Below are 12,907 nucleotides of genomic sequence, written 5' to 3'. Positions count from 1 at the left end.
CTCAAATGTAATATAAAAAAATGCCGAAAAATCGGGCGTTTATCGAATCAAAAAAATTTATCGCACATATAATCCAATAGAAATAGCAACGCATATTATTGCAAGCACGATAAAGCCAAGATACATGCGTGGACGATCAAACAAAATTGCAAAGGCTGAAAACCAACCGACAACGCCGGCTGAAAGTGCAAATATAAAACCAGGCTTGTTTAACGTCACAATATGAACCGCCATCAGGCCACCGATGATAAGCATGCCAAACATAATTAAAAGACCGACAGCGAATTTTTCATAATCGTCCATGGGGAATCCTCATCATCGCTATTTTTATTAGTATTTCATTTCTCTTTTAACGCATCGTAATAAAAAACGAAATGTTTTTTCTTTTAAAACTATTCAATAATATTCATTAATAACTTTATTTTGGTGCCAAAGGTTTCCAAAAAATGACATTTTTATATCTTTTTAAGATACTTCGAAAAGGGATCATAAAATTTTTTATAAACACTGTGTTTGGAGCCCTTTATGCATTCAAAAATTACTTAGAGACAATAATTTTTTAAAATAAGATTTGCTTTATGAAGAAAGTGCGAGAATTATAAATATAAAAAGGAGTGTTTTATGAGGTCAGGAAAATAAGATAATTTTCATCATAAAAGTCGCTGATATTTACAGATACAATCCATAAATACAATAAAATGAAAAAGACATTATATTATGAGATTAATTTTTAATTTTGGTTTGAAAAATATTCGGAATATGCTTGGGTAGACGATAAGGCATAATTGCAATCAAATCAAAGCGCACATATAATTGGTCATGATCGGCTTGACGTGCAAGCCAAATATCACAAGCCTGTTCTATGCGGTGTGCGCTCATAGTGTTGACTGCCTCCATTGCTTCGGCAAGACTGCGACGAGCTTTAACTTCAACAATTGCAACGAGACGTCCTCTGCGTGCTATAAGATCAATCTCGCCATGACGTGTTTTAAAACGCCTTGCAGCAATATGAAACCCTTTAAGTTGCAACCATAAAGCGGCCTTACGTTCACCATTAAGACCGCGTTTAAAAGCTTTTCTTTTTGCGTTTTTCACGAAGTCTTGAGTGTTTTTCATGATTTTACTTCTTTATCTGGACAAGACGTTGAAAGAGATCCTGCTTTTTTAATCCCGTTATTCGCATGGCCTCTGCTGCCGCCTTTGCAGTCGAAAGATCTCGTGATAATTCTAAAAGCAGTGCATCAACTGCTTCTTTTGTCAATTCCAATTTTTCTTTTTTTGCTTCTTCCACAACAAGGACGATTTCACCGCGTATACGTTCCTCCTCACCGTAGCGTTTAGCCAAATCACCCAAAGTTGAAACATCCACTGTTTCGAATTTTTTTGTCAATTCTCGACAAAGGGCCGCACGACGATCAAAACCTAATATGGCAGCCATATCAACCAATGTTTCTTTAACCCGATGGGGAGATTCGTAAAATATTAAAGATCCTGGAATAGAGCATAATTGTTCTAAACGCTGTTTTCTTTGCTGTTTTTTTGTCGTTAAAAATCCTGCAAAGAAAAAACTGTCGGTTGGAAGACCTGTCGCAACCAAAGCCGCTAAAAGTGCAGATGCGCCAGGTATGGGAATTATATTTATACCCTTTTTGCGTGCTTCATCGACCAATTTATAACCGGGATCAGAGATGAGCGGCGTTCCTGCATCACTCACCAATGCCAGTGATTTTCCATTCAACAATTCTTCAATAAGTTGAGGCCCGACTTCCTTAGCATTATGTTCATGATAGGCACGCATATGCTGACGAATTACATAACGATCCAGCAATATTTTGGTGACACGCTTATCCTCACATACAAGCACGTCACAAGCAGCCAATATTGAAAGCGCTCGCAAACTGATATCACAAAGATGACCAATTGGCGTTGATACTAAATAAAGTGCGGGCTCAATAGGCGGCGCAAGATATGTTTGATTGCCAATAAAATATTTTTTTTCTCTCACACTCTACCTTATATTGTTCAACCAAATTTTATGTTATAAACGCATTCTTCATGATTTGTGATCTAGCAACAATGTTTACAGAATTCATTATCTTTTTTTAAAGCATTGATCCAGTTTTTGCTAAACTTTGATGCAATAAAAAAGCATTTTCAATGATATGAGGGGTTTGTCCACCGCGTAATGTACACGCTTTTTTATAATATTCTCTTAAATGATCGCGATAAAGGCGATGAGCACAATTTTCTATAATTATCGATGCGCGCTCTCGCGGCGCAAGCCCACGCAAATCAGCTAAACCTGTTTCCGTTACAATAATATCAACATCGTGTTCAGTATGATCAACATGCTTCACCATGGGTACAATAGAAGAAATTTTTCCTTCCTTAGCAATGGATTTGGTAATGAATATTGAAAGATAAGCATTACGTGCAAAATCAACCGAACCGCCGATTCCATTCATCATGTGCGTGCCACCGATATGCGTTGAATTGATATTGCCATAAATGTCACATTCAAGCGCGGTATTGATAGCAATAATTCCCAATCTACGAATCACTTCAGGATGGTTGGATATTTCTTGTGGGCGCAAAATAAGGCGGTTTTTATATTTATCGATATTTGGAAACACCGCCTGCGCACAAGATTGACTTAATGTGATAGAAGACGCAGAGGCAAAATCCAATTTTCCTGAATCAAAAAGTTTAAAAGTAAAATCTTGTAAAACTTCAATATACATACGCAAATGATCAAAATGACTCTCCACCAAACCGGTAAGCACAGCATTGGCAATTGTACCAATGCCTGCTTGCAAAGGATTAAGTGTCATGTCCAAACGTCCTTTTTTAACTTCATGTGCAAAAAAATCGACAAGAAGATGGGCAATCGCATTGGTTTCATCATCTGCAGGTAAAATGGAAGACGGACTGTCTTCTTGATGTGTTATCACGATGGCGACTATTTCTTCTTTCGGCACTTCAATATAAGGCAAACCTATCCGACTATGACAAGATATCACTGGTATTGGGTCTCGTGATGGTCTCTTTGTGGGGATATAAATATCGTGCAACCCCTCAAGCGCTGGATTGGTTGAAGTATTGATTTCCAAAATTATTTTGCTAGCTAAAATTGCAAAGCTTGCTGAATTACCAATAGATGTAGTAGGAACTATGCCTCCATCTTCGGTAATTGCCAAGGCTTCAACAATGGCGTAATCAATGCTGCCGATCTGATTTGCGCGTAATTTCTCAACAGTTTCTGATAAATGTTGATCAATAAACATGACCTCGCCGCAATTAATAGCCTTACGCAAGGTTGTATCCACTTGAAAGGGCATGCGACGCTTTGTAATATGCGCATCACATAATATTTATGAACATCGTGACCAAGAGAAGCACCTGTTATTAATGTGATTTGGAATGGATCGCGCTTTGCCCTTTTTGCCATTGCAAGAGGCACTTCTTTCACATCACCTGCGCGTGTAAATCCGCTCATACCAATTATCATGCCATCCTTTATAAGGCCTGCTGCTTGGTCGGCAGATACGATCTTATTCTTTAAGTTATGATTGCGAATTCGATCTTCATACATGATCACTCTCCAAAAGAATGGACCGCGCTATGCTTATATAAACTGATCTTTTGCAAAAATCACTAATCGAGCGCTTGTTCCATTTCTAACAAGATCTGTTGTGCAGCCTGTAAAGGGTTATGTGCTTGAATAATAGGGCGAGCGAGAACCAGATGACTAGCGCCTGCTAAAATCGCATCTTTTGGAGTCATGACACGTTTTTGATCGCCTTTATCTCCACCATTTAGACGAATCCCAGGGGTCACAAGCGCCATATCTTCACCAATAAGCTGTCGTAACAAAGTAGCTTCTGCTGCAGAAGCAACAATCCCTCCCATACCAGCATCATGGGCTTGCTTTGCCCGTTTAACCACCATGGCTTCAGGACTATCACTATAGCCTGCTTCTTTCATATCATCTTCATCCATAGAAGTTAAGATTGTTACCCCTAAAAGACAAAGATTACTGCCTTTAGCTGCGTCTACTGCTGCGCGCATCGCTTTTGGATAGGCATGAAGTGTCAGCATATCCACACCAAGTTTGACAATATTTTCAACAGCACTGGCAATTGTATGATCAATATCAAGTAATTTCATATCCAAAAAAATTTTTTTACCTGAACGCACAAGATCGCTGGCAAAATCTAATCCACCTGCAAAAAGAAGTTGATATCCAATTTTATAAAAGCTTACGGTATCACCCAACTGATACACCATTTTTTCTGCTTCAGCGATATCAGCTACATCCAAACCGACAATTAATCGGTCACGCATCTTACTTATCATTCCAATTCTCCGTATTACAAAAACGGTTTTACACAAAGCCAATCACAATGAAAGTCTTTCCTCTTAACGTGACCAATGAAAATAAAATTAAAGCTTAATAAGCACAATTTCATTTAAAATTTATACCCTTGATGATTCCAAAAAACGTTGAAAACATAATATGACATAACAAACGTAAAAATTTCAAATGAACAGAGAGTTTGATTACTTAAAAATCAGAATACACAAAATAACATGATCAATAGCTCAATAAACAAAATGATCTTTCATCATTATGCAACAAATATTTAAAAGACAGTTAGCTTTTATGGTCATTGATATTTTTGCAGATTTTAAGAATCAAAATCTTTTTCGAGTTTTTTTTCTAATTCCACAAGATCATCAGGCAAAGGTTGTCCTTGTACTTTAAAATGATTAAGCTTTTCACGCAAAAGCATTTCAATTTCATGCGCATCTTCTGGCTGATTGACCATATCTTCAAAAAGTTTTGCAATTTCTGCTTTCAAAGCCTCAAATGCCATAAGATCATTCCTTCTTTTAAAGTCGTACCAAAGTATCACAAAGACTAAAGCGCTACAAAGCCTCATTTATCGAAAATGTTTTTTAATTTTAAGAGCAATATCTTTATATAAAAGAGCATGTGGGCTTTCTGGTTTTGCAATAAAAACAGGCGTTCCTGCATCAGATAGAGCGCGCACATCACTATCCAAGGGAACTTCGCCTAAAAAATCAACTTGCCGCCGCAAAGCCTCATCACGCGCACCGCCATGACCAAAAATATCATATCTCTTACCCGTATCAGGCGCGATAAAATAACTCATATTTTCAACAACACCCAATACTGGAATGCCTACTTTTAAAAACATTTCAATGCCCTTACGCGCATCAATGAGCGCTAAATCTTGTGGCGTTGAGACAATTACCGCGCCTGTAAGTTGCACTTGTTGAGCAAGAGTTAATTGCGCATCTCCTGTACCGGGCGGCATATCGACAACCAAAACATCAAGCGGTGCCCAAAGCACATCGCGTAACATTTGTGTCACGGCAGACATAACCATAGGACCACGCCAAACCATTGGCTTATTCTCTTCAACTAAAAAACCCATCGACATAAGTTTGAGACCGTATTTTTCCAAAGGTTCTAATTTTATACCGTCTACTGCATGTGGTTTTTTATCAATAAGACCCGTCAATCTTGGGAGCGACGGCCCATAAATATCGGCATCTAAAAGCCCTGTTCTTAAACCAAGAGCAGAAAGGGCAAGAGCAAGATTAATGGCAGTTGTGGATTTTCCAACCCCTCCTTTACCGGAAGCTACTGCAATAATATGTTTAACACCCTCAATTGGTGCTTTTTGCGAGGGTGCGCTACGTCCATGACTTGAGCCAGATTGAGCAACGATTTTCTTAGGCTGTGTATTTTCTGTCGCAGAAGATGACGTTGATGATGCCTTTTTTTCGGCAGTCAATGTTACAATGGCCGCCTTCACACCATTTAATGATAAAACAACTTTTTCAGCAGCTTGCCGCAAAGGTTCCAGTTCATGGGCCTTTTCATCAGGCACAGTGATCGAAAAAAAAACTTTTCCATCAGCAATAAAAATTTCTGATAAAAGACCAAGCGAAACAATATCACCATCAAAATTGGGACCTTTAACTTTTTTTAACTGCTCTAAAACATCTTCGCGCGTGATCGTGCCCACTATTTTTCCTTTTTACAAATGGCTCTTTTAATGGTGAAAATAATGGTGAAAACCATTTTTTCTATCAAACAAACTCTCATTTTACTGCCAGTTATACACAATGGTCAACACGCCAATAAAACAGATTGAATTGTCATCATTATTGATTGTGATTTTTTTGTTCTATCCATTTCCGAATAATAGCAGCATCTTCCTTACCGATCATGTGATCGGCATCAACCATTTCGCTATCAACCCGCGCGCCACAATCGCGTAAAAGTGAAGAAAGAACGGGTGCATATCGAGCATATATTTTATCATTTTTGCCCGAAATGGTTAAAACATCGGTTTTTTGCAAATTTTCACTTGGCATATCATCAAGGACAGGCATTGAACGCATCAAAATTGCACGATGAATAAGATCAGGATTTTCTAACATAATAACAGCCAGCAAATTGGCGCCATTAGAATATCCAACAAATGTTGTCTGTGATAAATCATAATGGCCTTTCTCAACAAAATGCATTAAAAAATCCACAAAAGCATCAGCTTCATCAACAACTTGATTTTGATCAAATTTTGTTGCCGTTATTTTGCGATACCATCGATTTTCACCATCTTGAACAAAACGACCACGAATGCCTAGCAAGGTCGCATTTGGCCATAAAGGTCGTGCAAATGAAAATAAGGTCGTGTCATCACCACCTGATCCATGTAACAAAACAATCAATTCGCCTGATGGATGTTTTGGTGTATCAACACGGTATCGAAAATTTTTATGATGACGAATTTTATCACTATGAGCTTTTGTGACGTTGTTATTCATTGACCTCTGATTTTTCAATGTGTCAGACTTTTGACTCTTTAAATTGTCTACAGATCCTACATTAGGTCCGTAATTTTGGACTGTGAAATAAGATAGGCTATTGCTGTTTTTTTGTTCCTTCTGGGAAAGTAGTTTTTGATAATGAGACGCATACGTCATCGAACACATCAATGAAGAAGCCAAAAAAAAGAAAAAATAAGAAAAGAAATATTGTTTCATCTGCTTAAACTTGTGGTGTTTGTATTGTTTTCCTTATGAACTCAAATCGCATTTAAATGTGTAAATTTAATGAAAATACAAAACGTTATTTTCTATCTTAATGTTCAATGTTTTTTAAAATTCCGATAAACTAGTAAAATAGATGTATTTTCTAACTTCATTATTTTCAACAAAGGATCGATACTATTTGACGAAAGCGTCAATAAATTTTAATCAACCTTGTTCTATCCTGGTTTTATAGACGAGACTTTTATAGAAAATTTAATCTTTTTTTTAAAAAATGTGTTTTCATAAAACATGATCCAGTCATCAACATACAGCACAGCAAATTTAATTGCGACAAATTGAGATCAAAACAAAAACTTAACTTGTTTGAGCTCAATGACACAAATGAAAGTCCTAAAGCGAGAAAGAAATTATTGATGAAAAAATTTAAAAGTTTTTTACGTGTCCTTTGGGTCATCATCGCTTTATTTGCACTTGTTTGTTGTCTTTTTGGCTTCTGGTTCCAGTTAACAAGCAACACAGTTTTCTTTATTATCATTGCTTTATTATGGTCTTTACTTGGTCTTTTTGGTCTTATTTATGAATGGAAAAAAACATGGCTTGCCCGCTTTGTTCTTATCAGCATGTTTGTATGCTTTGGTCTTTGGTGGTCAACCATCACCCCATCACTTCATCGCGACTGGGCGCCCGAACTTCAACACACGGTTCAAGCAGAGATTAATTATGAAGATCCACAACGTGCCATAATAAAAAATATTCGTGATTTTGATTGGATCAGTCGAGATAAAGCCAAAGAAAATTGGATCAACAAAAGCTATAATATTAATGACATTATTGGTATGGATATTTACCTCTCTTACTGGATGGGTCCTTATATTGCTCATACATTGGTAGGTTTTACGTTTTTAGATGGACAAAATCTTGTTTTTTCAGCAGAAATTCGTCGTGAAAAAAAAGAACGTTTTTCAGCAGTTGGAGGATTTTTTAAACAATTTGAATTGGCTATGATAGCCGCCACTGAAGAAGACATTATAAAATTACGCACTGATATTCGTGGCGAGAATGTCTATCGCTATTCTTTGCTTGTTCCACCTAAAAAAATGCAAGAGCTTTTTATAAATTATCTCAAAATGGGCAATGAATTGTCTCAACAAGCAGAATTTTACAATACACTGACAACCAATTGCACAACGGTTGTTTTTGACATGGCGCGCATTCTTGATCCAGGCATTCCACTTGATTGGCGTATTCTTTTTTCAGGACAACTTCCCTCTTATCTTTATAATCATCAATTAATCGAAACAAACGAGCCTCTTAAAGAAATTGTCAACAATGCTTACATCACACCGAAAAATACACTTCCAAGAGATCAATATTCTCGAGCCATTCGTGACTTACCATTGTCCGTAAATCCGCATTGAAAGGCGTCTACTGATTGACTTTAACCTGAACGCATTTTATAAGAGCCGTAAATATCGTTTTTAGCTCTTAAATGAAAGCCGAGACGACGTTTTTAATAAAATGTTCAATCAGGTGATCAACACCAAAAAGAACCAAGAAGGGCCGCACACCGCGGTATGTTAAATAAATGAAACGCACTTACCAACCCTCTAAACTTGTACGCAAACGTCGTCACGGTTTCCGTGCTCGCATGTCAACACCTGGTGGCCGCAAAGTCATTGCTGCACGTCGCGCACGTGGACGCAAAAATCTTTCTGCTTAAAGAAAATTATTGATTTCTATCAATACAATGGTCAAAAAATAAGGGCTACGTTTTAATTTACGTGCCCCTTCATTTAGGAAAAGCTTAAACATACGCTCATCATCATAAATTTTATATGATAATTATAAGAATGTTTTTGATCTTTTTCTTAAAGATAATCATTCCCTGACATGGTTTTTTTAAGTAGAGTTTTAAATGTATGAAAAATCCCCACTCCGCCTTCGCAAGAGAGCGGAGTTTTTGTCTTTAAGATCTGGCGAAAAGCGACGCGGTCGTTTTTTTCTTCTAGAAGTAAAAAAACGTGATCTTCCAGAAAACATTTTAAAACAAACTTCTCCACGAGTGGGATTTACTGTTACGCGTAAAAACGGTAATGCAGTAAAGCGTAATCGCATTAAACGACGATTGAGAGAAGCCTTACGGGTTGGATTAACACGTGACATGGAAGCAGGAACAGATTATGTCATTGTTGCACGCCCTGATGCTTTAAAAGCACCTTTTAAACAATTGATCCACGAAATAAACCGTCGGATTAAATATGAACCGAAAAACTGACGTAAATAACAGGACAGATCTTAATGGAATATAACCGTAATTTTTTCATCGCCATTGGATTGTCTTTTATTATTATTCTTGCATGGCAATTTTTTTATGTTGGTCCCAAAAACGCTGAACAGCAAAAAGCGCAAGAAATTGCGCGCCAAATTGAACAAGATCAAACATCAACACATCAAGCTGTTCCCTCACAACAAGCAGGAAGTGCAACACCGCCTCAAGCTGGACAACCAGGAAATAGTACCAGTATTGACATGACGCCAGAAGCTCGAAACACGGCGCTTGAAAAGTCACAACGCGTTATTATTGATACGCCAGAACTTAAAGGTTCAATCAATCTTGTTGGTGCACAATTTGATGATCTTTTGCTTAAAAACTATCATTTGACGGTTGATAAAAACTCACCAGAAATCGCCCTTCTCAACCCTGATGGTTTTTCGACAACCTATCTTGCCGAATTTGGTTTTACCAATAGTGCTCTTCCTGCTGGTGCCTTGCCGCAATTTGATTCAGAATGGCAAGTCGAAGGTGATCATTCAACTCTTACACCATCAACACCTGTGACATTGTTCTATGATAATGGCCAAGGACAAGTTTTTCGTCGCACAATATCAATTGATGATCATTATATGTTTACCATATCTGATAGTGTGACCAATAATAGTGAAACGCCCATTGATATTCTTCCTTATGCGCGCGTTGCGCGCGCAGCACCACCCACTGAAGCAAGTGCAAATTATCTTCTTCATGAAGGTATGATTGGTGTCTTGGGTGATGATGGTTTGCAAACAGAAAAATATTCTGCGCTTAAAGATTTAAAGCCCGATCAACAAAATCAAAAGAAAATCGCCTTTACGAATGTCAAAGGAGGTTGGGTTGGTATTACAGATAAGTATTGGGCCGTCGCAGTCATTCCTCCACAAGACGAAGAATATAGTAGCCGTTTCATCTATTTTGATCGTTTAAACACACATTATCAATCGGATTTTACGGGCAAAGCACTTACGATTGCACCAGGACAAACACAATCGATAACCAATCATCTTTTTGCAGGTGCAAAGCGGGTTGAAGCTATTAATCAATATCAAAGCAAACTGAATATTTTAAAATTTGAATTGTTGATTGATTGGGGCTGGTTCTCAATGATTACCAAGCCGATGTTTGCCCTAATTGACCTTCTTTACAAATTAACGGGCAATTTTGGTATAGCCATTCTCCTTGTGACGGTGATTTTAAAAGCCATTTTATTTCCTCTTGCCAATAAATCTTATAAATCGATGGCACGCATGAAAATGGTGCAACCTGCCATGATGGAAATCAAGGAAAAATACGGTAGCGACAAAGCAAAACAACAAAAAGCAATTATGGAGCTTTATCGGACTGAAAAAATTAATCCACTAGCTGGTTGTTGGCCGTTACTGGTACAATTTCCTATATTCTTTGCATTGTATAAAGTTCTTTATATTACTATTGAAATGCGCCATGCACCATTTTTTGGCTGGATTCAGGATTTGGCAGCTCCCGATCCCACTTCTCTTTTCAATCTTTTTGGACTGTTACCCTACGCGGTTCCAGCATTTTTGGTCATTGGCGCGTGGCCAATCATTATGGGCATCACCATGTTTTTGCAAATGCGGATGAACCCGACACCACCAGATCCAACTCAAGCTATGATTTTTACATGGATGCCTGTTATCTTTACATTTATGCTCGCATCATTCCCTGCAGGACTGGTAATTTACTGGGCATGGAACAACACGCTCTCTATTGTTCAACAAGGTATAATTATGAAAAGACAAGGAGCAAAAATTGAGCTTTGGGATAATCTTAAAGGAATTTTTACAAAAAAATCTAAAAAAGAGGCTGAATAAGTGAGCAATAGTCCTACAAATGTGGGACTTTTTGCCCGCAATTGGATTTTCATTCGCGGCGTCCCTTCGATGAAATTTTTGCCGCCTGAAGGGCCACCTGAGATTGCTTTTGCTGGCCGCTCTAATGTAGGAAAATCATCTTTAATCAATGCCATTCTTGGTCATAAAGGTTTGGCACGCACCTCAAACACGCCCGGGCGCACTCAGGAATTGAATTATTTTGTTCCTGATGGTTATAGCGGTGTAGAAGGTGATTTACCGCCTATGGCACTTGTGGATATGCCGGGATATGGATTTGCTGAAGCGCCTAAAGCACAAGTTGATGCATGGACTCGTTTGGTTTTCGATTATTTAAGAGGCCGTACCACATTAAAGCGTGTTTATGTCTTAATTGATTCTCGCCATGGCATTAAAAAAAATGATTCCGACGTTTTGAATCTTTTAGATAAAGCGGCGGTTTCTTATCAGATCGTTTTAACCAAAGGCGATAAAATTAAACCGCTACAATTATCAAAACTTTTGGAAACAACACGCTCTGGCGTTTTAAAAAGACCAGCATCCTATCCTGAGCTTTTGGCAACATCATCAGAAAAAAAAATGGGTTTAGACCAATTGCGCGCAGCAATTATACAAGCAATCACACAGTAAAATTTTGAAAAAGATTTAAAATCAATTTTATTGATTAAAATATAAGCACAGCAAAACTTCAAAACGTAATACGTTTTGTCATCACAATAATTGAGTAAACATTCTAAACGTTTATATTATTAAAAGTTACGTTATCATCAAGGTGAAAGTGGACATGCACCCCTCTTTGAGAATTTTTATCCCCAAAATGTAAGTGCCAAAAGACCCAGAATTCCGACAATAAGGCGCCAATAGCCAAACAAGCGGTAACCATGATTTGAAACATAATCAAGCAAACGACGAACAACAAAAACACCTGCAATGAAAGCAACGAAAAAACCTATGAATATTGACACACCATCATTCCAAGTTAAAACTTTATAATTTTTCATAAGATCATAAGCAAAAGCACCGACCATAGTAGGCATTGCAAGAAAAAATGAAAACTCTGCAGCAGACCGTTTATCAGCCCCCATAAGCAATGCACCAACAATGGTTGAGCCTGATCGTGATACACCCGGAATCATAGCAACACATTGGCAAAGGCCAATTTTAAAATACACCGAAAGTGGATAGTGTGTTGCATCAGTATAACGTGGTTTTATAGGCAAACAATCAACGATAATAAGAATAATTCCACCGATAATTAAAGAAATACAAATAAGTTTAGGGGAATCCAATAAAACAGATTTAATAAAACCGTGTGCCAAAATACCAATAATGACAGCAGGTAAAAAAGCCAGTAGAACCCCAATGACAAAACGTCTTGCAGAAGGATCAAAAGGAAGTGCTTTAATAATACGCATCAATTTAGCGCAATAGACCGTTAAAATTGCTAAAATTGCACCAAGCTGTATGAGAATTTCAAATGTATTATTGGTAGAATGAAACCCCATAAAATGTCCTGCTAATACCAAATGTCCTGTTGACGATACAGGAATAAATTCGGTGACACCTTCTATCAACCCTAAAATGAAAGATTGAACCCATTGAGCAATGTCCATAAAACTTGTCCTTTTATTATTAAGCGATCATTAAGCAT

General features: G+C 37.6%; 13 protein-coding genes and 1 pseudogene. 5 read left to right on the top strand and 9 right to left on the bottom strand.

Annotated elements, in window-relative coordinates; all coding sequences use genetic code 11:
* Positions 1-57: 57 nt before the first annotated feature.
* The 8 genes and pseudogenes from ME5_RS04000 to ME5_RS03965 all read right to left on the bottom strand — a co-directional run bounded on the left by ME5_RS04000 (position 58) and on the right by ME5_RS03965 (position 6,864).
* The gene (locus tag ME5_RS04000) at positions 58-303 is read right to left on the bottom strand and encodes a hypothetical protein (protein ID WP_008038628.1); all 246 of its coding nucleotides are present in this window, start codon (positions 301-303) and stop codon (positions 58-60) included.
* Between the two features lie 420 nt (positions 304-723).
* Positions 724-1,116, bottom strand: coding sequence for a YraN family protein (locus tag ME5_RS03995; protein ID WP_008038627.1), 393 nt, complete (start codon positions 1,114-1,116; stop codon positions 724-726).
* A gap of 4 nt (positions 1,117-1,120) precedes the next feature.
* Positions 1,121-2,005 carry a 16S rRNA (cytidine(1402)-2'-O)-methyltransferase gene (rsmI, locus tag ME5_RS03990; protein WP_008038626.1) on the bottom strand — a complete coding sequence of 295 codons (885 nt, stop codon included), beginning with the start codon at positions 2,003-2,005 and terminating at the stop codon, positions 1,121-1,123.
* Positions 2,006-2,102: 97 nt separating this feature from the next.
* Positions 2,103-3,592 (bottom strand): annotated as a pseudogene (scpC, locus tag ME5_RS03985) (succinyl-CoA:acetate CoA-transferase ScpC).
* Positions 3,593-3,654: 62 nt separating this feature from the next.
* Positions 3,655-4,356 carry an orotidine-5'-phosphate decarboxylase gene (pyrF, locus tag ME5_RS03980; RefSeq protein WP_008038624.1) on the bottom strand — a complete coding sequence of 234 codons (702 nt, stop codon included), beginning with the start codon at positions 4,354-4,356 and terminating at the stop codon, positions 3,655-3,657.
* 332 nt (positions 4,357-4,688) lie between these two features.
* Complete coding sequence (locus ME5_RS03975) at positions 4,689-4,877, bottom strand: hypothetical protein (protein WP_008038623.1); 189 nt, start codon at positions 4,875-4,877, stop codon at positions 4,689-4,691.
* 66 nt (positions 4,878-4,943) lie between these two features.
* Positions 4,944-6,059, bottom strand: a complete 1,116-nt coding sequence (locus ME5_RS03970; RefSeq protein ID WP_008038622.1) for an Mrp/NBP35 family ATP-binding protein — start codon at positions 6,057-6,059, stop codon at positions 4,944-4,946.
* A 139-nt stretch (positions 6,060-6,198) separates the two neighbouring features.
* Positions 6,199-6,864, bottom strand: a complete 666-nt coding sequence (locus ME5_RS03965) for an alpha/beta hydrolase (RefSeq protein ID WP_425338820.1) — start codon at positions 6,862-6,864, stop codon at positions 6,199-6,201.
* 641 nt (positions 6,865-7,505) lie between these two features.
* Between ME5_RS03965 and ME5_RS03960 the strand changes: the two genes are divergently transcribed.
* The 5 genes from ME5_RS03960 (at position 7,506) to yihA (ending at position 11,886) form a co-directional block, all read left to right on the top strand.
* Positions 7,506-8,510, top strand: coding sequence for an Lnb N-terminal periplasmic domain-containing protein (locus tag ME5_RS03960; RefSeq protein WP_008038620.1), 1,005 nt, complete (start codon positions 7,506-7,508; stop codon positions 8,508-8,510).
* 167 nt (positions 8,511-8,677) lie between these two features.
* Positions 8,678-8,812 (top strand): 50S ribosomal protein L34, encoded by a 135-nt coding sequence (rpmH, locus tag ME5_RS03955; protein ID WP_035000293.1) that lies wholly within the window; start codon positions 8,678-8,680, stop codon positions 8,810-8,812.
* Positions 8,813-9,007: 195 nt separating this feature from the next.
* Positions 9,008-9,367, top strand: coding sequence for a ribonuclease P protein component (rnpA, locus tag ME5_RS03950; RefSeq protein WP_008038619.1), 360 nt, complete (start codon positions 9,008-9,010; stop codon positions 9,365-9,367).
* Between the two features lie 23 nt (positions 9,368-9,390).
* Positions 9,391-11,238 carry a membrane protein insertase YidC gene (gene yidC / locus ME5_RS03945; RefSeq protein WP_008038618.1) on the top strand — a complete coding sequence of 616 codons (1,848 nt, stop codon included), beginning with the start codon at positions 9,391-9,393 and terminating at the stop codon, positions 11,236-11,238.
* Positions 11,239-11,886 carry a ribosome biogenesis GTP-binding protein YihA/YsxC gene (gene yihA, locus ME5_RS03940; protein ID WP_008038617.1) on the top strand — a complete coding sequence of 216 codons (648 nt, stop codon included), beginning with the start codon at positions 11,239-11,241 and terminating at the stop codon, positions 11,884-11,886.
* 176 nt (positions 11,887-12,062) lie between these two features.
* On the opposite strand, the gene ME5_RS03935 is transcribed toward yihA, so the two are convergent.
* Positions 12,063-12,869, bottom strand: a complete 807-nt coding sequence (locus ME5_RS03935; protein ID WP_008038616.1) for an undecaprenyl-diphosphate phosphatase — start codon at positions 12,867-12,869, stop codon at positions 12,063-12,065.
* Positions 12,870-12,907 lie beyond the last annotated feature (38 nt).

The sequence above is a fragment of the Bartonella tamiae Th239 genome (assembly GCF_000278275.1).
GTDB lineage: Bacteria > Pseudomonadota > Alphaproteobacteria > Rhizobiales > Rhizobiaceae > Bartonella > Bartonella tamiae.
Note: the sequence above shows the minus strand (reverse complement) of the source record. Positions and strands in the feature narration are given on the sequence as shown.